The sequence below is a fragment of the Parasphingorhabdus sp. genome, from assembly GCF_039977335.1.
Taxonomy (GTDB): Bacteria; Pseudomonadota; Alphaproteobacteria; order Sphingomonadales; family Sphingomonadaceae; genus Parasphingorhabdus.
This window is the reverse complement of sequence record NZ_JBDWDI010000001.1, coordinates 320,698-343,840: the sequence shown is the minus strand read 5'-3', so window position 1 is coordinate 343,840 and position 23,143 is coordinate 320,698. Positions and strand designations below refer to the sequence as shown.

The 23,143-nt window shown below is 53.8% G+C and carries 23 protein-coding genes; 8 read left to right on the top strand and 15 right to left on the bottom strand.

All coding sequences use genetic code 11. The features are described from left to right. Positions 1-18: 18 nt before the first annotated feature. Together ABJM21_RS01675 and ABJM21_RS01670 are read left to right on the top strand one after the other, a co-directional pair. Positions 19-444: a thiol-disulfide oxidoreductase DCC family protein gene (locus ABJM21_RS01675; protein ID WP_348303172.1), complete on the top strand. Its 426-nt coding sequence runs from the start codon at positions 19-21 to the stop codon at positions 442-444. Further along, positions 402-2,075 carry a DUF4166 domain-containing protein gene (locus ABJM21_RS01670; RefSeq protein WP_348303174.1) on the top strand — a complete coding sequence of 558 codons (1,674 nt, stop codon included), beginning with the start codon at positions 402-404 and terminating at the stop codon, positions 2,073-2,075. Before ABJM21_RS01675 ends, ABJM21_RS01670 begins: the two co-directional genes overlap by 43 nt. A 67-nt stretch (positions 2,076-2,142) precedes the next feature. Here the strand turns inward: ABJM21_RS01670 and ABJM21_RS01665 are convergent, their stop codons facing one another. From ABJM21_RS01665 to ABJM21_RS01630, 8 genes are all read right to left on the bottom strand, one after another. Further along, on the bottom strand, positions 2,143-2,718 hold the full coding sequence (locus tag ABJM21_RS01665; protein ID WP_348303176.1) for a hypothetical protein: 576 nt from the start codon (positions 2,716-2,718) through the stop codon (positions 2,143-2,145). Between the two features lie 148 nt (positions 2,719-2,866). Continuing rightward, positions 2,867-3,373 carry a DUF3617 family protein gene (locus tag ABJM21_RS01660; protein ID WP_348303178.1) on the bottom strand — a complete coding sequence of 169 codons (507 nt, stop codon included), beginning with the start codon at positions 3,371-3,373 and terminating at the stop codon, positions 2,867-2,869. A gap of 79 nt (positions 3,374-3,452) precedes the next feature. Continuing rightward, positions 3,453-4,241 carry a hypothetical protein gene (locus ABJM21_RS01655; RefSeq protein ID WP_348303180.1) on the bottom strand — a complete coding sequence of 263 codons (789 nt, stop codon included), beginning with the start codon at positions 4,239-4,241 and terminating at the stop codon, positions 3,453-3,455. A gap of 40 nt (positions 4,242-4,281) precedes the next feature. Then, complete coding sequence (locus tag ABJM21_RS01650) at positions 4,282-5,028, bottom strand: alpha/beta hydrolase (RefSeq protein ID WP_348303181.1); 747 nt, start codon at positions 5,026-5,028, stop codon at positions 4,282-4,284. A 59-nt stretch (positions 5,029-5,087) separates the two neighbouring features. Beyond that, entirely contained in the window at positions 5,088-5,441 is a 354-nt protein-coding gene (locus tag ABJM21_RS01645) for a hypothetical protein (RefSeq protein WP_348303183.1), read from the bottom strand. A gap of 95 nt (positions 5,442-5,536) precedes the next feature. After that, positions 5,537-5,728 carry a helix-turn-helix transcriptional regulator gene (locus ABJM21_RS01640; RefSeq protein WP_348303185.1) on the bottom strand — a complete coding sequence of 64 codons (192 nt, stop codon included), beginning with the start codon at positions 5,726-5,728 and terminating at the stop codon, positions 5,537-5,539. Beyond that, positions 5,725-6,156, bottom strand: a complete 432-nt coding sequence (locus ABJM21_RS01635; protein ID WP_348303187.1) for a hypothetical protein — start codon at positions 6,154-6,156, stop codon at positions 5,725-5,727. The genes ABJM21_RS01640 and ABJM21_RS01635 overlap by 4 nt, the downstream gene beginning before the upstream one ends. After that, positions 6,153-6,644, bottom strand: a complete 492-nt coding sequence (locus tag ABJM21_RS01630; protein WP_348303189.1) for a hypothetical protein — start codon at positions 6,642-6,644, stop codon at positions 6,153-6,155. Before ABJM21_RS01630 ends, ABJM21_RS01635 begins: the two co-directional genes overlap by 4 nt. 275 nt (positions 6,645-6,919) lie before the next feature. Between ABJM21_RS01630 and thrS the strand changes: the two genes are divergently transcribed. From thrS to infC, 3 genes are all read left to right on the top strand, one after another. After that, positions 6,920-8,926, top strand: a complete 2,007-nt coding sequence (thrS, locus tag ABJM21_RS01625; protein ID WP_348303191.1) for a threonine--tRNA ligase — start codon at positions 6,920-6,922, stop codon at positions 8,924-8,926. Beyond that, positions 8,923-9,384 carry a DUF305 domain-containing protein gene (locus tag ABJM21_RS01620; protein ID WP_348303193.1) on the top strand — a complete coding sequence of 154 codons (462 nt, stop codon included), beginning with the start codon at positions 8,923-8,925 and terminating at the stop codon, positions 9,382-9,384. Before thrS ends, ABJM21_RS01620 begins: the two co-directional genes overlap by 4 nt. Positions 9,385-9,493: 109 nt before the next feature. Next, positions 9,494-10,033: a translation initiation factor IF-3 gene (infC, locus tag ABJM21_RS01615; RefSeq protein WP_348303387.1), complete on the top strand. Its 540-nt coding sequence runs from the start codon at positions 9,494-9,496 to the stop codon at positions 10,031-10,033. A 209-nt stretch (positions 10,034-10,242) separates the two neighbouring features. On the opposite strand, the gene msrA is transcribed toward infC, so the two are convergent. The 6 genes from msrA to pabB form a co-directional block, all read right to left on the bottom strand. After that, positions 10,243-10,980, bottom strand: a complete 738-nt coding sequence (gene msrA, locus ABJM21_RS01610; RefSeq protein WP_348303195.1) for a peptide-methionine (S)-S-oxide reductase MsrA — start codon at positions 10,978-10,980, stop codon at positions 10,243-10,245. A 27-nt stretch (positions 10,981-11,007) separates the two neighbouring features. After that, entirely contained in the window at positions 11,008-11,166 is a 159-nt protein-coding gene (locus ABJM21_RS01605; RefSeq protein ID WP_348303196.1) for a hypothetical protein, read from the bottom strand. 369 nt (positions 11,167-11,535) lie between these two features. After that, the gene (locus ABJM21_RS01600) at positions 11,536-12,738 is read right to left on the bottom strand and encodes a pyridoxal phosphate-dependent aminotransferase (RefSeq protein WP_348303198.1); all 1,203 of its coding nucleotides are present in this window, start codon (positions 12,736-12,738) and stop codon (positions 11,536-11,538) included. 287 nt (positions 12,739-13,025) lie between these two features. Continuing rightward, positions 13,026-13,322 carry an alkylphosphonate utilization protein gene (locus ABJM21_RS01595; RefSeq protein ID WP_348303200.1) on the bottom strand — a complete coding sequence of 99 codons (297 nt, stop codon included), beginning with the start codon at positions 13,320-13,322 and terminating at the stop codon, positions 13,026-13,028. After that, positions 13,322-14,596 carry an O-acetylhomoserine aminocarboxypropyltransferase gene (locus ABJM21_RS01590; protein ID WP_348303202.1) on the bottom strand — a complete coding sequence of 425 codons (1,275 nt, stop codon included), beginning with the start codon at positions 14,594-14,596 and terminating at the stop codon, positions 13,322-13,324. Before ABJM21_RS01590 ends, ABJM21_RS01595 begins: the two co-directional genes overlap by 1 nt. Positions 14,597-14,629: 33 nt before the next feature. After that, complete coding sequence (gene pabB / locus ABJM21_RS01585) at positions 14,630-16,402, bottom strand: aminodeoxychorismate synthase component I (RefSeq protein ID WP_348303204.1); 1,773 nt, start codon at positions 16,400-16,402, stop codon at positions 14,630-14,632. Between the two features lie 71 nt (positions 16,403-16,473). On the opposite strand from pabB, the gene ABJM21_RS01580 reads away from it, so the two are divergent. Together ABJM21_RS01580 and ABJM21_RS01575 are read left to right on the top strand one after the other, a co-directional pair. Beyond that, on the top strand, positions 16,474-18,429 hold the full coding sequence (locus tag ABJM21_RS01580; protein ID WP_348303206.1) for a prolyl oligopeptidase family serine peptidase: 1,956 nt from the start codon (positions 16,474-16,476) through the stop codon (positions 18,427-18,429). Beyond that, positions 18,430-21,090: a DUF2339 domain-containing protein gene (locus ABJM21_RS01575; RefSeq protein ID WP_348303208.1), complete on the top strand. Its 2,661-nt coding sequence runs from the start codon at positions 18,430-18,432 to the stop codon at positions 21,088-21,090. Here the strand turns inward: ABJM21_RS01575 and ABJM21_RS01570 are convergent. Then, on the bottom strand, positions 21,087-21,965 hold the full coding sequence (locus tag ABJM21_RS01570) for a LysR family transcriptional regulator (RefSeq protein WP_348303210.1): 879 nt from the start codon (positions 21,963-21,965) through the stop codon (positions 21,087-21,089). The genes ABJM21_RS01575 and ABJM21_RS01570 overlap by 4 nt on opposite strands. A 113-nt stretch (positions 21,966-22,078) precedes the next feature. On the opposite strand from ABJM21_RS01570, the gene ABJM21_RS01565 reads away from it, so the two are divergent. Beyond that, positions 22,079-23,119 carry an alcohol dehydrogenase catalytic domain-containing protein gene (locus ABJM21_RS01565; RefSeq protein ID WP_348303212.1) on the top strand — a complete coding sequence of 347 codons (1,041 nt, stop codon included), beginning with the start codon at positions 22,079-22,081 and terminating at the stop codon, positions 23,117-23,119. Positions 23,120-23,143: the final 24 nt, after the last annotated feature.

Here is a 23,143-nt window from a genome sequence, read left to right as displayed (position 1 = left end):
CCAGCGATATAGGAGGCGATGCAAGACAATATTGAACAGCCGCTGTCAGCGGGACAGGCCATTATCGTCTTCGATGCCGAATGCATATTATGTTCGGCCAATGCACAGTTTCTATTGAAACATGATCATCAAAGGCGCTTTTTGCTGGCGTCTATGCAAGGCGAATATGGCAGTGCACTTTATAGAAAACACGACATTGACCCTACCAATCCTGAAACCCTGATCGTTGTTCAAGGTGATGATTTGCTGCGCAACAGCGATGCGGTGCTGGCTATTTATGCAGGACTGGGCTGGCCTTGGAAAACAGTCGCGGCGGCAAAAGTCTTGCCAAAATTATTGCGTGACCCGGTTTATTTGTTCATTGCTCGGAACCGATATCGGGTTTTTGGGAAACGCGATACATGCTGGCTTCCCGATCCGGAATTTCGGGATCGCATGCTGTGAAGAAAATCCTGATCCTTGGCGGCTATGGGGGATTTGGTGCGCGCCTCTCGCAAGAACTCGCGTCCCGCGGCTATCATATTCTTGTCGCCGGACGGGGCTTTCAAAAGGCCAAGCTTTTCTGCGAAACGATCGAAAACACGGAGCCTTTGCAGGCCGACCGCAACGGCGACATCGGGGAAATAATCGAAAGGCACAAACCGGATCTCTTGATCGACGCGGCAGGACCGTTTCAAGGAAGCAATTATAAGCTTGTCGAACAATGCATTGCCTTGGCCACTCCCTATCTCGATCTCGCCGATGGACGTGACTTTGTTTGCGGCATCGGAACCCTGAACGATGCCGCAACCGCCGCTGGCATATCCGTGATTTCCGGCGCATCCAGCGTCCCTGCGCTGTCCGGAGCCGCCATTCGCCATTTGGCATCTGAGGTCGATCAGATTGAGGCAATCGAAATGGCCATCAGCGCTTCGAACAAAGCGACCGCTGGACCGTCCGTTAGCAAAGCGATTCTGAGCTATGTTGGGAAACCGATCAGGGTCAGACGAGCGGGACAATGGCAGACCAGTTACGGTTGGCACGACCTTCGCGACGTTCGCTTCACCTTACCGGATGGGTCGGCGGTCGGGCCGCGTTTGGTCGGATTGGCGGATGTTCCTGACCTTCACCTTGTGCCAACCCAATTTGACAACAAGCCTACTGTCATTTTCCGCGCCGGTACCGAACTCAGGTTTCAAAACCGGGTGCTATGGCTTGCAAGCTGGCCAGTCCGATGGGGTTGGATAAAATCTCTGGTACCGTTCGCGCCAGGGTTCCTGTCGCTTCAGAATATAACACGTGCACTGGGATCCGATATTTCAGCAATGAAGGTAGAGCTGTGCGGCCATACGAATGATCAACCCAATCAGAAGGATTGGACGCTGATTGCACGAAACGGCGATGGCCCACAAATACCGACCTTTGCAGCCATTCTTTTGGCCGAAAAAATACTATTCGGGCAGATAGAATTTGGCGCATATGATGCCAGCAAACTCTTGGAACTGTCGGAGTTTCAACCACTATTTGATCGCTATGCCATAGCTCACGCAACGCAGACTGTGGCGGCTCAACCATCGCTTTACCGAAAAGTCATGGGGCAGGATTTCAAAAAGCTGCCGGCCAGCTTAGAGAAACTACACACTGTTATCCGCGACGCCGGTTTTCATGGCGAAGCCGAAGTCTCAAGGGGCAAAAACCCTTTAGCCGGATTGGCCGCAAAAATTTTCGGATTTCCGGCAGCGGGCAAACATGATCTGCATGTACATATAAAAGTGGATTCCAAAGGTGAAACATGGACACGCAGTTTTTCAGGGAAGAAATTTTCCAGCCGCTTACAAAAAACGGATCGTCATCTGACCGAGAATTTCGGGTTGTTTCAGTTTCGATTTCATCTGCCCGTCACGGATAATGGGCTCGCTATGGAAATGGCAGGCTGGAAATTCTGGTTTATCCCATTGCCACTCTTTCTCGCACCGAAATCACAAGCAAGCGAATGGGAGGAAGACGGTCGTTTCCACTTCGACGTTCCCATTAAATTGCCTCTTGTCGGCCTCATGGTGCACTATCGCGGCTGGCTTAAGCCTATAAGAAATTAGATCAGCGATAGTGGCTTAATCGGGACACTCCTGAAACAGACCAACGGGATTTCGGATGTTTCCAGTTTTACGACAAACGACATTGACGTGAAGCTTCGCCGGGCTCGCCAATAATGACTGATTTGATTTCGTCTTCCGATATATGGCGCGCGTTCGACAAAGTCGGATTGCTATCAAAGCTGACGCCGTCAAATGACAACGTACCGATATGGGGTTTAGATATACCGCCTCCCGCTACCGCCACACCCATTTCAGCCCATCCATTTTTGAAAGTTTTCAGCGAAACGATAGGCAGCCGCGCCGGTCGAATTCTTGCTATCAGGCTATATTCAGGCCTAGCGGAGCCCATAGATTTGTCTTTAAAAATAAAGCCTTTACAGCCGCCTGTGCCGCAATAATTTTGCCCTGACACATACGCTATCACGTCGCTGTGATTGGGCCTAAGTTCGGCCAAACCAACCAAAACCCGATTCTTTGTGAAGAAATCCGGTCTGTCGGCATATGAATCGCGATTAAATGACACAGCTGCCACAATTGCGCTTTTGAGGCTGTCACGGGTTTTCTGCTCCGAAATGGTAGAACTACAACTTGGATCATCCACCAAGACTTGTGCTTTTGAAGGCTGGTTTGATGCTTTGACCAATGGAGGCGGCATAGCGCATCCTGCGAGTGTCAGCAGCATCAAAGTCGCTGTGAAAACAAACCAACAATTGGGAGTAGGAGGTTTCATTTCAGAAAATCACAGTTGCAATATGGGAAGACGCCAAGGTCGTCTCCTTGGCGTGGCTAGCTCAGCCCGGACAATCGCCTTGCCGCTGCGCACCTATGTCCATTGCTAGTGTAGCCGTTTCGCCGCTGGCTGGATCTTTGATGTCGAACGCCATTTTGCTGTCATAGCCTTCGGGATTGGCCTGTCCGGTCATCTTGATATCGATATCGCCCTTGCCGGTACCTTTGCAGGTCATTTGCAGATCGATGGAGGTGGCCGATCCTTCGTCCTTTGTGGTTTCGCATTGACCGCCCAAAGCGCCAGACATTTGCTTCGCAGCCTCTTTCCATTGCTGGCCGTTATCATCTCCCTGCATACAGAACAGGCCGCCGGTGCCGCCGCCGGCTGCTTGTTCCATCTGCGTGATGGTGCGTTTCTTGACGTCTTCCGATAAGCCGGGGAAATCCAGTTTGGTGATTTTCACGGTCTGCTTATATTGGCCAGCCGTCGGACTGCCATCACCGCCACTGCCGCATGCCGCAAGCATGAGGGGAGCGGACAGGAGTGGCAGTAGGAATTTATTGGTCATGGAGACGTGCTTTCTATTGTTGCTATTTAGAACCCCTATCCCCCGACAAAAGGATTGAAAAGCCCCGCTGTGTTAATCCCTACTCGGCGACGCTTGTCACAAGCTGTGTGAGATATTTCTGTGCTGCTTTGGCAGGCCTGCTTTCGGCATCCATCGCTACAGCCTTTTCCCAATTGGCTTTCGCCTGGACCAAATCACCGCCCGCATAAGCGATGTTGCCCGCTTCAAGCGCTACCGCCGGATCTTGAGCAGCAAGTTTGGCTGCGACTGCAATATCGGACTTAGCCAGTGTCAGATTGTTCATTCGCCGCGCCAGTGTTGCAGATAAGAGCCAGCCTAGAGGATCTTGAGGTGCAAGTTTATGGACCTGCACAAATTCCGTCTTCGCTGCTGCATAATTATCAAGCGCAACACGCGCTCGGGCGCGGTCAAGATGTACTTCACCTTTTTCCAACCCGATCAAACTGCCTTGCACGAGCGCCGCGTTCAAATATTCCAAAGCCTTGGTCGGTTCGCTCCCGGCCAGCGCAGCATTGCCCGCTTGTGCCCAGAAATTGGCGACACGTGGATATTTGGCGATCTCCGCCTCTTGCGCCGCCTCGGCAAAGCTCCTCGTCGCAGCCGCCCAGTTAAATTGCTCCGCATAGGCAAAGCCCAGACAGTGACGAGCGAGAAAACCGCCGCCTTCGATCCGCCATTTATTCGCTTCGACAATCCCGCTTGCCGGATCGTCTACGGCGAGGTCAACGCAATCGTTAAAGCGAACCTCTGACATCGTCATGGGGGCCGAAGGATTGATGGTTTGCGGAACTGGTGAACCGAATGGTGTGGCCGATTGCGCGAGGACGAGAAAAAGTGGCGTGAACATATCCGGCATGGAACCCTATAATTGCAGCAAATGACTACATTCAACTCAGCCGTGAGACCACATCAACCAGAAGCTCGATATCCTGATCGCGCGACAGGCGATGATCGCCATCCTTTACCAAATGCACCTGCACATCGGCTGAACGCAATTTTTTGCTAATTTCCAAAGCATAAGCCCAAGGCACGTCCCCGTCTTCCTGTCCATGAAGCAACCGCACCGCGCCATCAAAGGCGATTTCCTTGTGGAGCAAGCGATTAGATTCCCCTGACTGCCAGAAGACATTCGTCGTGACATAGGGGTCGTCGCTATAGTCACTATGCTCCTCCAGCTTCCCCTCGCGCAGGATCGTCATTTTCTGTTCTTGGCTGAAGCCCCAATCGGTAAAATCAGGCGCGGCGGCAATGCCGACCATAGCCTTGACCCGCATCGGCCGTGCCAGCGCGACCAACAGCATGAGCCAGCCGCCCATGGAGGAGCCTATCAAAGTGATTGAGCCAGAAGTTACTTTTTCGATCAGGAACAACACATCATCGCGCCAGTCAATCAGGCTCTGCTCTTCGAATTCACCTCCGCTAGCGCCGCATCCAGCATAGTCGAGACGCAGCATCGCACGTCCCTGATCCGCAGCCCAAGCGTCGAGGGCCAGCGCCTTGCCGCCTTCCATATCCGACATATAGCCTGGAAGAAAAACCAGAGTGCTGCTTTTGACGCTGTCTTTGGCTGGGCGATAGCAATAGGCCAAATCAGCGCCGCCGGGGCGCTGCATATAAAGGATATCGTCTTCCATCTGTGTCTTCCGCTGATGTTCTTTGCCACTGCCTACGCAGGAGCCGTTATGACATCAACTCAAACGTGCGCAGAGCCGAAATAAACAATCCCGAGACACAGAAACGCAATAATCAACATGCCAACACCGCTGAGCATCGGCCGCTTATATTCTGGCAATAACGTTGTTAATTCTGCTGGCGGATCACCAGTGAACCCAAGCTGCCAATGCGGACGCGCCTTAATCCCATCATTCAGGCCAAAGACATGGGATCCGCCTGTTAAACCACGGTAGACGAGATCTCCAAAATAATAGGCTTCACTGCGCCATTGGTTTTCGAAAAACAGAAACGTCTTGCCAATCGTTTCGATCCGTACGGACCGTTTGCGCGCGCCTTTGCCATCGCGGTGCCAGACTGAGTAATCATTGCTCATAACGGATTAATCCATATATTGCAGTCAATTAGCGCCGTATAACACCATATTGTTGCAAAAACCTTTCCGTAGAGAATTCTCCAAAGCCAAGGGTTTCAATCGTTTTGAAAAATCTCTTCAATCGCCATATCAAACAGATCGGCAATCTTGAACGCGAGCGGCAGGGACGGATCATATTTTCCGGTCTCAATCGCATTGATACTTTGGCGTGAGACTGAAAGTCTTTCAGCCAAATCCGCTTGTGACCAGTCACGCTCTGCGCGGAGAACCTTTAGACGGTTCTTCATGCGCGCCACCGGACAATGCCGCCTGCGATGCCAAAGGTCACCAGCCAGATGACGCCGAACCATTGCGGCCCCTCTGTCATCAAATCATAGACATTCAAGAACTGCCATATGGTTGCAGCACATAAAGTAATCGCCGTAGCCAGCATTATCTGCTTGGCAACTAGAAAGCGCTGATATTCATCTTCCATTTCAACCAGCAGGCGAAACACGGTCCAGAAAACACCGCACATTGGCAAAGCGGTGAGGATCGCCAGACCATAGATGAACACACCTTCCGGCGGGCTAACAGAATTTTTGAGGGACAAGCCCCAAATCAGGATGACCATATAGGCGGTCATGAAAATCCCTATACGCCAGAAATAGCGTTTCATTGATGGAGGAATTTTCGATTTGGCTATCTTATCGGCCTGCTCGCTATGATCGCTCATGTGTTTAGCCCCCTTACCCGATAGATGAAATAGCCCAAGCTCCAACTTGCAAGCATTACCGCAATGACATCATCACCCGTCAACGGTCCGTACAGCAAATCCCAGGCGAGATTAACGAACAGAGTTGTTATTATGCCCACTATCGCGCCGTTGATCATGAGTTGGAAATAATAGTCCTCGACCTTACGCCGGTCCATCGCCGCCGCATAAGTGGCGACAAAGGCGATGATCAAGGTCAAACCAGACAGGATCAAAATTTTCATAAGCGGATCAACCGCGATGACCGGTTCCGGATCAAGATTTTCGACAATGAGCATCATAATACTGACCGGCAGGACGAGCGCGAAGGCCCAATCCGGTTTGATGGCGCTTTGGATACGCTGCCAGATGTTACGGGTGGATGGCTCATTCATCGGAACATCGCCAGAAACAGGATGGAGAAGCTTGCCCACATGGCAATATCCGCGTTTCGCGTCGTCCGGCAGCATGCAATATGCTTCAGTTTCATCATGATACTCCTTCAAGTTTGATTGACATAATGTCATGTTACCTTGACTTTATGAATATGATTCGAAGAAATGTCAAGCCTGCCTGACATAATGACAACAAAGCTTTCCTATATACCATCACCCCGCTATGCGCGTGGTGGTTGACTTGGCGGGACCATGGACTAAGGCAATAAAATCTATGGCCAAACTTATGAATCGCCGTTTTCTGGCGTTCTTTGGTGAGAACTGTGTGAACTTTAAAGATTGAAAACCCGATGACCAAGATGATCAAAATCACCCTTCCCGACGGCAGTGCGCGTGAAGTGGTATCGGGCACTACACCAGCGCAGATTGCAGCTGATATCGGCCCCGGTCTTGCCAAGGCCGCATTGGCCGCGCGCATTGACGGCGAAGTACGCGATATCATGCGGCCGCTGGAGGTGGATACCGAGCTGGCCTTGATTACGTCCCGCGACGAAGACGAAGCGCTGGAACTGGCGCGCCACGATTTCGCTCACGTGCTAGCAGAGGCTGTGCAGAAGCTTTATCCCGGCACGCAGATCACCTTTGGCCCCTCGACCGACGATGGTTTTTACTACGACTTTGCCCCTGCCGGTGACCCGTTCACGGACGACGATCTGCCCAAGATCGAGGAGGAAATGCGGCGGATCATCAAGGCAGACAAACCGCTGCGCCGCGAAGTGTGGGAGCGCAATGATCTGATCGCGCTTTGGGAAAAAGATGGCGAAAAATTTAAGGCCGAATGGGCTGCCGAGCTTCCAGAAGGCGATGAGATAAGCGTCTATTGGTCCGGTGACGACTGGATGGACATGTGCCGCGGTCCGCATCTGCCCTCCACCGGAAAGCTTGATCCGCAGGCGTTCCAATTGACTCGCGTTTCGGGTGCGTATTGGCGTGGCGATCAGCGCAACCCGCAATTGTCGCGTATTTACGGCACCGGCTGGTTGAACAAGAAACAGCTCAAAGCCCATCTTGTCCGGCTTGAAGAGGCGGCCAAGCGCGATCACCGCAAGCTTGGTCAGGAAATGGACCTGTTCCATATTCAGTCCGAAGCCATGGGCAGCATTTTCTGGCACGCGAAGGGTTTTGTCATCTGGCGCGAGCTGGAGGCCTATATGCGCCGTGCCATTGATGGTGCCGGCTATGATGAAATCAAGACGCCGCAGATCATGGACGCGAAGCAGTGGGAACAGTCGGGCCATTGGGGCAAATATCGCGAGAATATGTTCGTTGTTCCGGACGAAGTTCCAAGCACCGAAGACGACGCGCCTGTAGTATCATCCGATGCCGACATGATGGCAATCAAACCGATGAATTGCCCAGCGCACGTCCTGGTCTTCCGGCAGGGAATCAAAAGCTATCGCGACCTGCCTTTGCGCCTGTTTGAACATGGCTGTTGCCACCGCAACGAACCACATGGCGCGCTCCACGGTTTGATGCGGGTGCGGCAGTTTACGCAGGATGATGCCCATATTTTCTGCCGCGAAGACCAGATTGTCGAGGAAGTAAGGGCCTTTTGCGCGCTTGCCGACAGGGTCTATAAAGACATGGGTTTTGAAGGCTATTCGATCAAACTGGCGCTGCGACCAGAACAACGATTCGGCTCTGATGCCGACTGGGACAAGGCCGAAGGTGAATTGCGTCAGGCGGTTGTCGACGCCGGTATGGCAACGGAAGAATATGGCTGGGAAGAGCTGCCCGGCGAAGGTGCGTTCTACGCCCCCAAACTGGAATGGCATCTGACCGATGCGATTGGCCGTACCTGGCAAGTCGGCACGATCCAGTCCGACAGGGTGTTGCCGGAACGTTTGGACGCCAGTTATATTGCCGAAGACGGCGCACGCCACCGCCCGGTCATGTTACACCGAGCCATATTCGGTTCGTATGAGCGCTTTATCGGTATATTGATCGAGCATTATGCAGGCAAAATGCCACTCTGGATGGCTCCAACGCAAGCGGTTGTCGCGACCATTGTGACCGATGCGAACGAATATGCCGAACAGGTTGCCGAAAAACTGAGAGCTGCTGGTATTCGCGTGGAAGCCGATTTGCGTAACGAGAAAATCAATTACAAAGTGCGTGAGCATAGTGTTGGTAAGGTTCCGAATATTCTTGTCGTTGGCATGCGTGAAGCGGAAGAAGGCAAAGTCGCCTTGCGGAAACTGGGTCAGAAAGAGCAAATGTTCCTGACGCTCGACGAAGCCGTTGCCATGCTCAAAGAAGAAGCATTAGCGCCGGATTTGAAAGAACCGGCGGCATGAAATATAGCGTAATCATGTTGGCAACCGGCACGATGTTAGTGCTTAGCGCATGCAATCGAGTTGACGATACGATGGCAAGTGCGGAAAATCTGAATATGCAGAACGACGGAAAAGAGGCGACTATTATCGCTGAAGATCAGGCCAAACCGCTAAAGAAAGGCAATTCTGGCGGAGTGGATCACAGCATCATCGTCGCCCTCATGCAGCAGATGGTTGATCAGGATGAAGGCACTTTCGACATTGCCCGGCAGGTTGTGAAGTATAGCAAGGACAGCGAAGCTACTGCCTTGGCACAGCGGATTATTGACGGCGAAAACAAGGATATCGCAGCGATTGAAGCGTGGTTGGGGAAACAGGACTTTCCGCCCACACCTGCACAAAACAGTTCAAAAACGCTCGGCAGCCCGGAAAAGGTTATAGATATTCCCAAAGTAACAACCGCCGAACCCGAAGAATGATCCAATCATTGATCATCAGGCTATCCCACACTAAATATGTATAACAATTTGCGGCCCCTGCGTTTTCACGCTATTGGCCGCATCGTTCAACCATCTAGGAGTATTTAACATAGCTGCACCACCACGCCGTCCCACACCGCCCGTCAAAGGCGGTCCGCGTTTCAACAATTTGATCATCTCCGACACTGTTCGGGTCATTGACGATAGAGGCGAAAATCTCGGCGTCATGAACACTGGCGAAGCTATTGAGCGAGCCAAGGATGTTGGCCTCGACCTCGTAGAAGTTTCTCCTAACGCTTCTCCGCCAGTTGCGAAATTCCTGGATGTTGGCAAGTTCAAATATGAGGCCCAGAAAAAGGCCAATGCAGCACGCAAGACCCAAAAGGTTCAGGACGTCAAAGAAATCAAGATGCGTCCCAATATCGACGATCATGATTATCAGGTGAAGATGCGCAATGTGAACAAGTTCATCGACAATGGTGATAAAGTGAAAGTCACTTTGCGCTTCCGCGGCCGTGAAATGTCACACCAACAGCTCGGTATGCAATTGCTGCAACGGGTTCAGGAAGACACTAAGGAAACCGCCAAGGTTGAAGCCTATCCAAAGCTGGAAGGCCGTCAGATGCTAATGGTGCTGTGCCCTAAGTAGTCTGGTGAGGCGATTAGTTGGGATGCTTATGCGCTGCCCAGATAAAAGCCATACCGACAACTAAGGACGCCAGCGCGATAGCAAATTCGAAATTTTGCGATACCATGGACTTGTCCGTTCTGTCGTGCGATTCTTTTTATGAATAGCACGGCAAAACTAACATCAAGTTAAATGGGCGCGACTTTCTCCGCAACTTTTCTGGACCGGTTCTAGCTTACCGGTTTGGTGCGATATTGCTTTGGGAAATGCCGCTTGAGATTAGCAATTTTCGGCTTGTCCCAGCGCACAATATAGCCCTGACGCGGGTTTTTCTGCATGAAATCCTGATGATAGGTTTCAGCCGGATGGAAGGCTTTATAGGCCTCAACCTTGGTCACGATCGGCTTTTTCCAATATCTGCCCTTGCCAAGCTGCGTCAGATAAGCGCGCGCTGCTTTTGCCTGCGCTTTGTTTGTAGGAATCAGCGCACTGCGATAGTGCTTTCCGCGATCGGGGCCTTGAGCGTTCAACATCGTGGGATCAGCAACCACCGAAAAGAACACCTGCATCAACTGGCCATAGCTGACAACGCTGGGGTCATAAACTACTCGAACGACCTCAGCATGATTGGTAAGGCCTGCACTGACCAACTTGTAGTTGGCGCTACGCTTGGTGCCGCCATGATAGCCTGACACTGCCGAGATAACGCCTTTGGTATGTTCAAAAACGCCTTCAACGCCCCAGAAACAGCCACCGGCGAATATCGCCACAGAGCGCTTGCCTTTTTCTGCAGCATTAACACGAGGAGCGGGGATGATCGTTGCTTTTTCGGCGGCATGAGCTTCGCTTACAAATAAGCTGGAGCTATTCTGTTCATTGGGAGAAGAAGCGTTCATGCCGCCCCAAAGAACACCAAATGTAGCTAGACTTGCGCCAGCAATGGCCAGTTTTGGAAAGATCGTGCTCATGTCAAACGCCCCGTGTTCTTATAGGATTTAGCTCATCACCTCAGCAGATGCGCTAACCGTTGAAGACAGGTTCTCACTATAATCCTGCTCGTCTTCAGCGGGCTGCATGAAGAATAAAGCCAGCGCGCCCAAAAAGAAGCCGCCGCTCAGGCTGTAGGTCAAATCTGATTTCAAAAAACTAGGCATTGTATTTTCCTGCTGTGGTTACCCTGTGTTCGGAGCGACCCCTGATTTGGTTACAGCTTTAATATAAGTTGTCTTTCCTCGTTGTGAACGGGGTCACAGGGCGACATTCAGTTTCAGCGGGTGAAGGGATTCTTTATTGACCGCTTTTTTTTTGGACCTCAAGCGCCGGGCGCGGGCATCCGCCCGCTTGGCTGCGCGCCAATAAGGCGCGGCGGCCGGTCGGCCTTGCCTCGCTGCGCTCGGTCGTATCACCTCAAGGTCGCGCTGATCCGACGCATCGCGTCGGCAAGCGCGACCGCGCGCCCGAGCTTATGCGAGGAAAGCCAAGGGCACGGATGTGCTCGCCCGGCGCTTGAGTTAAATAAAAACTTATCCTAACGCAGCACAAGCCCTCTGTATCCGCGTGCACGCTTCCTGTAATATCTCTTCCGATGTTGCATAGCTCACCCGGAACGCTGGCGACAAACCAAAGGCCGCGCCATGAACAGCCGCAACTTGTGCTTCATCCAAGAAATAGCCGATCAAGTCCTGATCATTCTCAATCGTCTCACCCTTGGGCGTGGTCTTGCCCATCAGCTCGCTGGCATCGGGATAGACATAAAAGGCACCTTCTGGCGTCGGACAATGCAAACCCGGTGTATCATTCAGCATCGATACGACCAGATCCCGGCGCTTTAGGAAAGCAGCGTTACGGTCTGCCAAAAAGTCCTGTGGCCCATTGAGCGCAGCGACCGCAGCCGCCTGCGAAATGGAGCTTGGGTTAGAGGTTGATTGCGACTGCAACTTGCGCATCGCGCTGATCAGCCACTCCGGACCACCGGAATAGCCAATGCGCCATCCAGTCATCGCATAAGCCTTGGAACAACCATTGACCGTCAACGTACGATCATAAAGTTCGGGACAGACCTGCGCGATAGTGGTGAACGGGAAATCGGCATACCAGATATGTTCGTACATATCGTCGGTCATCACCATCACTTGCTGATGCGGCAACAAGGCCTCGCCCAGCGCTTTCAGCTCTTCACCGCTATAGGCCGCGCCGGTAGGGTTGGACGGCGAGTTCAGGATCAACCATTTGGTCTTTGGCGTGATCGCCGCTGTGAGCTGGTCCGGTGTAATCTTGTAATTCTGGTCCGCACCCGCCTCGATGATCACCGGCGTGCCGCCAGCAAAATTCACCATGTCAGGATAACTCACCCAATAAGGAGCCGGAATGATGACCTCATCCCCTGCGTCCAGTGTCGCTACCAAAGCGTTGAACAAGGTATGTTTGCCGCCGCCATTTATCGAAATTTGAGAAGGTGCATAGGTTAGATCATTGTCGCGCAGGAATTTCGCAGCCACCGCTTCTTTCAATGCAGCTGTACCATCAACAGTGGTGTAGTTGGTGTCTCCATCGCGGATAGCCTTGATCGCGGCTTCCTTGACGAAATCCGGCGTATCAAAATCCGGTTCACCAGCGGACAGGCCAATAATATCAAGGCCCTGCGCTTTAAGTTCGGTAACCCGGCCAGACATGGCCATGGTCGCGGAGGGTTGAATTCTGCCGAGGGCTTGGGAAAGTTTTGTCATGGGGTCGTCCTATCTGGAAGGCTTGCGGGGGATGCCTAATATCAATAAGAGCCTGCTGCAACAGGGAGATTGCCCGTACCATCATTTTAATATGGTTTTAATTCAGCTTCGGTTGAGAAATTATACAAATAATACGCAAAACGGGGGTCAAATTCGGTTGAACGGAATGTCCGGCGCGACAGGCCGAGCCATCCCAACGGGTGTTACAATACCCACAAAGGCCGAAATTGGTTCCATCACGGCCTCAACCTACCAGAGACAGGCCCATGTAGGAAAGCAGGATTGGTTCAGCTGCGCTTTTTCACAAATTCCGCGCGCAGGACGAGGCCTTTAATCCCCTCATGCTTGCAATCAATTTCCTGCGCATCACCAGTGAGCCGGATGGATTTGATCAGCGTTCCGCGTTTGAGCGTCTGCCCTGCCCCTTTGACCTTCAAATCCTTGATCAGCGTGACCGCGTCACCATCGACCAAAGGATTGCCAACGGCGTCCAGCACTTCCGGCCCTTTGGCTTTAGCTGCAGCCTCTTCAGGGCTCAGCCATTCACCGGATTCTTCATCATAGACATAGTTGCCATCGGCCATCACAAGGATTCCAAAGCCTGGCCCATATCCGCAATAATATCATCAATATGCTCGATACCCACGGAGACGCGAACGACATCGGGGCCAGCACCAGCAGCAACCAGTTCATCACCCGACAATTGGCTATGGGTGGTCGAGGCCGGATGAATGATCAGCGAACGGGTATCGCCGATGTTAGCGAGATGGCTGAACATCTTCACGGCAGAGACCAATTTGGTGCCGGCGTCATATCCGCCTTTCAAACCAAAGGTGAAAACCGCGCCACCTTTGCCGCCAAGATATTTTTGGGCCAGCGCGTGATAGTCACTGTCAGGTAGGCCAGCATAGGAGACCCAGCTCACCTCGTCACGGCCCTGCAGCCATTTCGCCAAAGCCAGCGCATTTTCGCAATGCCGCTCCATCCGCAGCGTCAGTGTTTCCATGCCGGTCAGGATATTAAACGCGTTCATCGGCGCCAGCGCTGGTCCCAAATCGCGCAAGGACAACGCTCTGGCGGCGAGAATGAAAGCAACCGGACCGAAGGCCTCGGTGAAAATCTTCCCGTGATAAGAAGGATTGGGCTGGTTCAAAAACGCGAATTTCTCACTCTTGCTCCAGTCAAACTTGCCGCTGTCCACGATCAGGCCAGCGATGCTGTTGCCATGACCACCGAGGAACTTGGTACCGCTTTCGACAACAATATCCGCGCCATGTTCGATCGGGCGGCAAAGCGCGGGGGAAGCCATGGTGTTATCGACGATAAGGGGTATGCCTGCCGCATGCGCAATATCGGCAATGCCTGCGATATCCTGGACCACACCACCGGGATTAGCCAGGCTTTCGATAAAGACACAGCGCGTCTCATCGGTAATCGCGCCTTTGACCTCATCCAATATATCCGCATCGACGAAAGTCACATTCCAGCCGAATTTCTTGAAGCTATGCGCAAGCTGGTTGAGTGAGCCGCCATATAGCTTTTTCGCCGCAACGATATGCGCGCCTGGGTCCATCAACACATGGAAAATCAGCAATTGTGCGGCGTGGCCTGATGCCACCGCCAGCGCCGCTGCGCCGCCTTCCATAGCAGCAATCTTGCCTTCGAGCGCGCCATTGGTCGGGTTCATGATGCGGGTATAAATATTGCCCACCGCGTCGAGATTGAACAAATCGGCGGCATGATCGACATCGTCAAAAACATAGGATGCGGTCTGATAAATCGGTGTGATCCGCGCATTGGTTGTCGGATCAGGTTCGGTGCCAGCATGCACAGCCATGGTTTCTAGACGATCAGTCATGAGAATCTCCATCAAAAAGCAATATAAAGTAGTTTAGGCGAGTTGGGCCTTCATCAGACCGCGTAGACTATTTCCGACATAGAATCCGCTATTCAAATCTCCAGCCTGCAAATCCGCTTCAACGGCCTTGCCGCTCTCCAGCAATTCGCGGCGCAATATTCCCGGCAACACACCCCGCACGAGCGGCGGCGTTAGAAGCTTGCCATCACGTTCGACAAATATGTTCCAGATCGCGCCCTCGGTCAGATAGCCTTCCGCGTCGTGGAATAGCGGATGCACCGAACCATTCACACCCGGGGCAGCATAGATGCTGCGGTCGCTGGTCTTATGGTGTCGGCGATAATCTTGCGGGTTCGCTGTCATGGGAGCGAGCTTAACCGGAACCGGTTCATTTAACGGCGCAGGCATGGGCTGTAATTCAATCGCGATTGCTCCGGAGCGGGCAAGCATCAGCCGCACCTTGGCCGGTTTGTCCTGATGAAAGGTGATCGCTTGTATCGTGTTGCGCGCGGCGTGGCGGTCAAATTCAAATTCCAGCGCGACGGCGCTGGCCTTCATCCGCTCCAGATGCGCTTCAAGACGCAGGATACCGCGTTCGGGATCAAACGCCATCGTCTCGATCAGATCCACGCCTTTATCCACGCCTACATCCACGGCCGCAAACCTCCCCTTGGCGAGACATTCCCGCCATTCATCACCCCCAACAGAGTCTGCCACTATGCCAGAGCCGAGGCCGATGGAAAGGGTTTCTTGGTCCATTTCGAGATAGAGTGTTCGGATGGCGACATTGAAAGCGGCATCGCCATTAGCATCTATCCGGCCGATCGAACCGCAATAGATACCGCGCTGATCAGCCTCCAGCTCGTCGATAATCTCCATGGCGCGGATTTTCGGTGCGCCAGTGATCGAGCCGCAAGGATAGATTTGACGCAGCAATGCAGTGGCATCATGCCCTGCGGCCAAATTGGCGGTCACAGTTGATGTCATCTGATGAATCGTCGGATAGCTTTCGACATGGAATAATTCCGGTACCTGAACGCTTCCCGGCTCCGCGACACGGGACAGATCATTGCGCAAAAGATCGACGATCATCAGATTTTCGGCGCGCTGTTTCGGGTCGCTCTGCAATTCCGCCCGCACTGCTGCATCAGCATCTGCATCCTGCACCCGCGCCGCCGTTCCCTTCATTGGCTTTGCGGTGATCCGGCCATCTTTCATTGCGAAAAACAGCTCCGGCGAAAAGGACAACATCCAGTTTTCACCATCATAGACCACGCCGCCATAGCCCGCCTTCGCGCGGTCGCGAATGGCAGCATAGAGCGCTAGCGGATGTCCGGCATGGCGTGCATGGGCCCGGAACGTCAAATTGGCCTGATAGATATCTCCGGCAATGATATAGTCCTTCACCTGAGCAAAGGCGTGATCATAGCCTGCCCGTGTTACGCCGGGCCGCAATGTCCCTAACCATGCGCCTTTGGGGTCTGGAAGCTGATCGATTACCTTGTCAGGTTCCCAAAGCGTATAGTCTTTAAACAGACCAAACCACGCCAGCGGACAATTCCGATCATCGGGCAGATGCCCGACCAGCCGACCTTCCAACGCCAACCCAGCTTCATAAGACATATAACCCGCGGCATGCAGCCCGCGTTTCTTTGCTTTGCCGAGCTTGTCCAGAGCCGCGCCCAGATCATCCGCTGTGCGCGCTTCCACGATCTCGACCGGATTGCTGTAGAGGCGCGCGGGCACCGCATCCCCTCCTTCGCGGGCATCGTCGAGTAATATGAAAGGACTATTGTCAGGGATCATCTCTCTCCCCTAATTGCTTTTTATACCGTTCGTCCATAAGCATAGCGAAACTAAACAGGGAGACGCGCCTGATGCGCATGACATTTGTTGGCGCGCTGGTGGCTGCTTCATTGCAACTTTTCGCACCGTCCGCTGTTGCGGCAGAAGAAATGGCCGATGCGATTGCGCCCAAACCTGCAGCATTGGTCGCTGACCAGATACCGGGCATTCCGATGTCTATTGTCGAGAAAACCCGGCCCTATATGGAATTCCGGACCGCCAGCTTCGTTGGCTGGGACCCGAAAACCAAGGCGATGCTGGTGCGCACCCGCTTTGCTGATACCAGCCAGCTGCACCGGATCGCGAAACCGCTGAGCACGCGGGAACAGCTGACCTTTGGCGACGAACCAGCACGCTCGGCGAGCTATGCGCCCGACGGCTCTGCACTGCTGTTTCAAAAAGATATGGGCGGCAATGAAGTGAACCAGATTTTTGTGCTGGAAGACGGTGTGCCCAAAATGCTGACGGACGGCAAAAGCCGGAACAGCATGGGCCCGTGGTCCAACTCCGGCAATTTTCTGGCCTTTGGTTCCAACAAGCGGACCGGGCTATATAATGATATTTATCTGATGAGCCCGACCAACCCGGACAACACGGTCATGCTGGTCGCGTCTACCGGCGGTGGTTGGTTTCCGATCGATTTCTCTCCGGATGACAAGCATCTGCTGGTTTTCAACTATGTCTCGGTCACCGACAACCAGCTCTACCTGATCGATATCGCCAATGGCACCGCCCGCAAGCTGACCAACAGCAGCCAGCCGGTTGCCTACAATGGCTTGAAATATGCGCCAGATGGCCAGCTATGGGCCGCCTCCGACGATGGCAGCGATGTCCAGCGAATAGGTACGGTCAATATTGAGACGGCGGTTTTTGAGCCGATTATTGACGAAAAAATCTGGGACATATCCGATTTTGATATCAGCAAAGACGGCCGCTGGATCGCTTTTGAAGTCAATCAGGCTGGCCGCTCTGTCCTGAAAATCTACGATATGCAAAGCGGCGCGGTTCGCACGGTGTCCGATTTGCCGGCCGGCGTAATTGGCAATTTCAAATTTGCACCATGGGGGGAATTGGGTTTCACACTCAACACCAACCAAGGGGGCAGTGACAGCTATAGCATTGTCCCGGAAACGCTCGCGATCACACGCTGGACCAAAAGCGAGACGGGTGGACTGGACGCCGCCAATAACGTCGCGCCTGAGCTGATCGAGATCACCAGTTTCGATGGCGAGAAGATGTCCGGATTTCTCTATCGTCCAGATCCCAAAAGACATAAGGGCAAGCGCCCGTTGATCATCAATATTCATGGCGGGCCGGAAGGACAGGCGACACCGCGGTTTCTGGGTCGTAATAATTATCTGATCAATGAGCTGGGTATTGCGATTTTCTATCCCAATGTACGCGGCTCTACCGGCTTTGGAAAGCGCTTTACCGCGCTCGACAATGGCCCGTTCCGGCGCGAAGATAGCGTTAAGGATATCGGCGCGTTTCTCTCCCATTTGCGCAAAGATAAACTTATCAACAAACGCCGGATTGCGGTCACCGGCGGCAGCTATGGCGGCTATATGACGCTGGCGTCCATGCTCCGCTATGGCAATACGCTCAAAGCTGGACTGGAAGTCGTCGGCATTTCCAATTTTGTCACTTTTCTGGAAAATACGCAGCCCTATCGCCGTAATCTTCGCCGGGTTGAATATGGTGACGAGCGGATATCTGAACAGCGCGCCAAATTAGAAGAAATCAGCCCGCTGCGGCGCGCCAGCGAAATTGACACGCCGCTTATGGTTGTCACCGGTGCCAATGATCCACGGGTTCCGGCCAGCGAAGCCGATCAGATTGTCGAAGCCGTGCGCGCAAATGGCCGGCCAGCTTGGCATCTGCTCGCCAAAAATGAAGGTCATGGGTTCCGCAAGAAGGCAAATGCGGACTATCAGTTCTGGGCCTCGCTGCTATTCTGGCAGAAATATCTGCTTAACGGAGATAAGTGAATGGAAGTCCTGATCTTTGCCGGGATCATTGTCCTGATGGTGCTGGTATTGGATTCGCGTAAAACCATTGCCGCGCTCCGCAACCGTATAGATATACTCGAAAATCGTGACCGTCAGGCTAGTCCGGCAACCAAACAGACCGTGTTGGCCGAAACTGTAAAGCCCCCAGCAGAGGAACCGGAGTCCGCACCGGAAGCGCCAGTCAAACGCGCCGCCAAAGCAGCAGCAACGCCAGAAAAAGTCACCGCGCCGGCACCGCCGCAACCATCTCGGAAAGTCTATAAACCAACTTCGCCGACGCCTCCGGCCTCTCCAGTCAGTACAGAACCGCCGCCACCGCGCCAGAGTGCGGCAAAACGATTTGAAGACCTCATTGGCGGCAAGCTGCCGATCTGGATTGGCGGTATCGCACTGATCTTTGCCGGCTTCTTCCTGGTCCGCTTTTCCATCGAAGCCGGCCTATTCGGTCCCGCTGCCCGCTGCGTCACGGCAACCTTGTTCGGATTGCTGCTCATCGGCCTTTCCGAATTTGGCTATAAAATTCCCAAATTCGGAAAGATCTTTACCGATGATGTCCGCATTGGCCACAGCATTGCGGGTGCCGGAATCGCGGTTCTCTATGCGACTCTCTATATGGCGAGCGAACTCTATGGTCTGCTTGGCCTCTATCCTGCCCTCGGTGGCGTCATAGCGGTCACTATATTGGCCTTCGTGCTGTCGCAGCGCCACGGCCCGCCAACAGCGATCATGGGATTGCTCGGCGGTTTCGCGGCCCCTTATGTCGCTGGACTGGGACCGGAATCGGTCGCACCGCTGCTCATCTATCTCGGTGTGTTTACCGCTGGCCTGTTCGGCCTCGCGATCCATCGCGGATGGGCCTGGCTGGCGCTTCTTGCCACCGGCGGCAGCGTCCTGTGGACCACAGCCCTTCTGTTCATGGACCTGAGCGGTGATGTGCCCTTTGTAGGCGCCTTCATTGTGTTGCTGGCCATTGGCGGCGTACTGACCCTGTCGCGCACCGGCACCAGCTTTGGAATTCCCAAGCCGGTCATGCAGGCCATCCCACTGGGTGTCGGCCTGTTGCAGCTGGTCACACTTGCTCCCCTGATCGAGTTCTCATTAGTCAGCTGGCTGTTCTTTGGCGTCTTGGCAATCTTTGCCATTGCACTCGCCTGGCGCGATAAGGATATGACACCAGCCGTTGCCGGGGCTCTTGGCCTGTCTTTGGCGATGGTTGCAACGGCTTTCTCCAACACCGGCGCAGATCAGATGCAGCTATCCGCTGCGATTGGCCTGGCTGTGCTATTTGGCGCTGCCGGACATGTCTTTGCCTTACGCGAAAAAGACGGATGGATGTGGGCTGCCGTAGGCTTGGCTGCTCCGACCGGCATGCTGCTGCTTATCTATGGCCTGGGCGATTTGGGCTGGAGTCAAAATAGTTGGGCTATTGCCTGCTTGCTCACCGCGGCGACCACGGCTTTTATGGCATGGCGAACGCGCGCTGTAAGCGCGTTTCTGCCACCGCCCCTGGCCAGTGGCCTAACCGCGATATTAGTCGCTATTGCGCTATGGATATGGACCCCGCAAAGCTTGGGCGCACTCGTGGCAATCTTGATCGCTGCGGCACTGGCTTTCTGGGCCCGCTTCATCACGCGCAAAGCCATTAGCGTACAGTCAGTCGTCGCCATTGCCCTAGGCGGGATGATCATGCTGGCCGACGGTTTTGGTCTAATCGAGGGTCTGTTCGAGTCGCTGGCTGGTGATACCGACCTCTATCCTTATTTGCCGGACTTGGGCCCGTCCGTCATCCAGCTGCTACTTCCCGCCATAGCGATTGTCGGCATAACCTATTTCTTTCGGGATGGCTTCGGTAAGGTCATATCAAAGATCATCGCGGGCTTTGGCCTTATCGCGGTCGGCGGCTTTGTCTATTCCCTGCTCAAACAGCCGCTCGCCATCGGTCCGATCCAGGATTTTGTTGCTTATGGCTTCGCGGAGCGCGCCGTCTTCACCCATTTACTGGCCCTCGCTGGCTGGCTGTTGCTCAGACAGACTTGGAATGACAAGCTTGCGACACCGCTGAAATCTCTCGGCTTTGCATTGGCTGGCCTGGCCCTGTTCCGCTTTGTCTATTTCGACCTGTTGTTGCTCAGCCCAACGAGCGTCAAACAGGCCATGGGCCCTGCCCCGATTGCCAATCTCGGCACGCTGCACTTTACCGCCGCGATGCTATGGCTTTGGCTTTATGCACGAACCGAGACGTTGGCGGCCAGCTTGCCCAAGCTGGTTCGGCCATTGGAAATTGGAAGCCTGCTTGCCGCCATCGCCGCTGTCATGGTGACCGTGCGTCAGGCCGTCCACGGCACCGATATCGCCACGCCGCCGTTCACCTCGACCGAGACTTATCTCTATAGTGCCGGACTGCTTGTCCTTGCCATTGCGTGGCTCGCAAGGGGCATCCAGACCACTAATGCGTTGCTGCGGATCGCAGGGCTGTTGCTGCTGACACTGGTGACGTTCAAGGTATTCCTAATTGATGCTGCACAGCTGGAGGGCATATTGCGTATCCTGTCCTTCCTCGGCCTTGGTATCGCACTAATCGGCATCGGCTGGATCTACGGCAAGGTTATGAAGGCAGATGAAGCAAAGGCAGAGAGTTAGATCGCCCCGAAGCTTGTTTGGCAGCACGCAACAATCCAGTCACGGACGGCTTTTATCTCAGGGTTACGCCGGTTATCACGGTGGAACACGATCCACGGCTTGCGACCCGGAACCCGCGGTGCAGTTATCGGAATCAATCCTTGGCGTTGCGCCAGAAAGTCAGGCACCATGGCAATGGCGGCTCCGGATTTGGCTATTGCCAATAGCGCATAGATGCTGCTGGTCTGAACGGATACAGCCTGCTGCAAGCCATGCTGGTTCATCCAGAGCAATTCCGGGATATCGCCAAATTTCTCGTCAAGCCCTGCCAGCTTTTCCTGACCCAAGTCGAGATTGCCCGGATCGCGTCCGTCGAGATAATCAGCCGAAGCATATAGACCAGCTGTTACCTCGGGCAGCCTGCGGGCGATCAGCCCTTCATTTTTCGGGCGTGCCAACCGCACTGCAACATCCGCTTCGCGCCGGTTAAGGTCTGCGAGCTCCGTCGACATGATCAAGTCCACCAAAAGGCCCGGATGCCTGTCCCACAGCATCGGCAAGTTTGGAGCCAGTACAGCAGAGACCATTGTTTCGGTGGTCGATATCCGAACGGGCAAAGCCCGGCGATCGGATTTTAGCGAGAAAGCCAGCCGCTCCATCTGAAACAGATGGTCGCCGCCCGTTTTGGCCAAGGCCAGCATTTCCGTACCTTGATCGGTCAAGATCACACCGCCCGGGCCGCGCAGGATAAGCTGCAATCCCGTCGCCATTTCCAGCGCATCGATTTTGCGCCCCAATGTCGCATTGGACATGCCAAGCGCCTCAGCAGCAGCCATTAACGACCGTTTCTCAGCCACTTCGATGAAGCAGCGCACCGTATCCCAATCGATTGTCATAGCTATCCCTTAGATCAGTAAATGATTTTCATAAATGAATAATTATTATTCAAATCTGGCAGTTCCAATATAGAGTCTATTGGCCGACCATCTGGTTCAAAGGAAAATGAACCATGACCAGCATCAATCAACTGACCTTCATTAAACCCAAGCAATTTGAATGGCACGAGGTGCCTGCGCCGACGCTTCAGAACGCGGGTGAAGCCATCGTCCGGCCGCTCGCCGTCACCCGGTGCGACCTCGATCTTTATATGGCCAGCGGCATGTATCCGATGGAAGGGCCCTTTGCCTTTGGCCATGAAATCGCCGGAGAAGTGGTTGAGGTAGGCGATGGTGTAAAAGGCTTTGCGCCCGGCGACCATGTTATCGTTCCATTCCAGATTAGCTGCGGATCATGCGATAATTGCCAGCGCGGCTGGACCAATGCTTGCACCAGTGTCGAGCCTTTTGCCGCTTATGGTTTTGCGCCCAGAGGTGAGCGCAAATGGGGCGGCGGATTGAGTGATCTGATGAACGTGCCATTTGCCGATGCGATGCTGGTCAAAATCCCTGATGGAGTTTCCATTACCGGTGCAGCAGCGATTTCCGACAATGCCGGCGACGGTTATCGCACAGTCGCAGAACCGCTCGCTCAGCGGCCGGGCGCGGACATATTGATTGTCGGCGGGCTGGCGCAAAGTGTCGGCTTGTTCGCCATTCAGGCAGCCCGCACTTTGGGCGCTGGCCGGATAGTTTACCGCGACTATGATGCTGGACGACTCGCCAAAGCCAAGGCTCTGGGCGCAGAAGTGATCGAAACCCAATATAGCCCCGATCTCAGAGCCGCAGAAGAATTCCCTATTGTCGTAGAAGCCGCTGGCCTGCCCGATGCCCTGACCTTTGCGATCCGTTCAACCGAACCCTGCGGCACGTGCAGCGGTGTATCCGCCGGCATGAGCAATCAGGCAAAAGTCCCGCTAAGATCCATGTATATGAAGGGTATCACCTACACCGTCGGACGCGTCCACGCCCGCACCGAGATAGACCATATCCTCGATTGCGCGCATTGCGGAACGATTAATCCAGATGATGTCATAACCCGCTCCGTTCCCTTTTCCCAAGCCGCAGACGCTATGATGGATCCGGACATCAAGATCGTATTTGAAAGGGATTGACGCGGTTACTGTCATCCATGATCA

Excerpts from the sequence above, each read along its gene's own strand:
- ABJM21_RS01675 (WP_348303172.1), top strand. The coding sequence starts at position 19 with ATGCAAGACAATATTGAACAGCCGCTGTCAGCGGGACAGGCCATTATC.
- ABJM21_RS01670 (WP_348303174.1), top strand. The coding sequence starts at position 402 with ATGCTGGCTTCCCGATCCGGAATTTCGGGATCGCATGCTGTGAAGAAA.
- ABJM21_RS01660 (WP_348303178.1), bottom strand. The coding sequence starts at position 3,373 with ATGACCAATAAATTCCTACTGCCACTCCTGTCCGCTCCCCTCATGCTT.
- ABJM21_RS01655 (WP_348303180.1), bottom strand. The coding sequence starts at position 4,241 with ATGTTCACGCCACTTTTTCTCGTCCTCGCGCAATCGGCCACACCATTC.
- ABJM21_RS01650 (WP_348303181.1), bottom strand. The coding sequence starts at position 5,028 with ATGGAAGACGATATCCTTTATATGCAGCGCCCCGGCGGCGCTGATTTG.
- ABJM21_RS01645 (WP_348303183.1), bottom strand. The coding sequence starts at position 5,441 with ATGAGCAATGATTACTCAGTCTGGCACCGCGATGGCAAAGGCGCGCGC.
- ABJM21_RS01640 (WP_348303185.1), bottom strand. The coding sequence starts at position 5,728 with ATGAAGAACCGTCTAAAGGTTCTCCGCGCAGAGCGTGACTGGTCACAA.
- ABJM21_RS01635 (WP_348303187.1), bottom strand. The coding sequence starts at position 6,156 with ATGAGCGATCATAGCGAGCAGGCCGATAAGATAGCCAAATCGAAAATT.
- ABJM21_RS01630 (WP_348303189.1), bottom strand. The coding sequence starts at position 6,644 with ATGCTGCCGGACGACGCGAAACGCGGATATTGCCATGTGGGCAAGCTT.
- thrS (WP_348303191.1), top strand. The coding sequence starts at position 6,920 with ATGACCAAGATGATCAAAATCACCCTTCCCGACGGCAGTGCGCGTGAA.
- ABJM21_RS01620 (WP_348303193.1), top strand. The coding sequence starts at position 8,923 with ATGAAATATAGCGTAATCATGTTGGCAACCGGCACGATGTTAGTGCTT.
- msrA (WP_348303195.1), bottom strand. The coding sequence starts at position 10,980 with ATGAGCACGATCTTTCCAAAACTGGCCATTGCTGGCGCAAGTCTAGCT.
- ABJM21_RS01605 (WP_348303196.1), bottom strand. The coding sequence starts at position 11,166 with ATGCCTAGTTTTTTGAAATCAGATTTGACCTACAGCCTGAGCGGCGGC.
- ABJM21_RS01600 (WP_348303198.1), bottom strand. The coding sequence starts at position 12,738 with ATGACAAAACTTTCCCAAGCCCTCGGCAGAATTCAACCCTCCGCGACC.
- ABJM21_RS01595 (WP_348303200.1), bottom strand. The coding sequence starts at position 13,322 with ATGGCCGATGGCAACTATGTCTATGATGAAGAATCCGGTGAATGGCTG.
- ABJM21_RS01590 (WP_348303202.1), bottom strand. The coding sequence starts at position 14,596 with ATGACTGATCGTCTAGAAACCATGGCTGTGCATGCTGGCACCGAACCT.
- pabB (WP_348303204.1), bottom strand. The coding sequence starts at position 16,402 with ATGATCCCTGACAATAGTCCTTTCATATTACTCGACGATGCCCGCGAA.
- ABJM21_RS01580 (WP_348303206.1), top strand. The coding sequence starts at position 16,474 with ATGCGCATGACATTTGTTGGCGCGCTGGTGGCTGCTTCATTGCAACTT.
- ABJM21_RS01575 (WP_348303208.1), top strand. The coding sequence starts at position 18,430 with ATGGAAGTCCTGATCTTTGCCGGGATCATTGTCCTGATGGTGCTGGTA.
- ABJM21_RS01570 (WP_348303210.1), bottom strand. The coding sequence starts at position 21,965 with ATGACAATCGATTGGGATACGGTGCGCTGCTTCATCGAAGTGGCTGAG.
- ABJM21_RS01565 (WP_348303212.1), top strand. The coding sequence starts at position 22,079 with ATGACCAGCATCAATCAACTGACCTTCATTAAACCCAAGCAATTTGAA.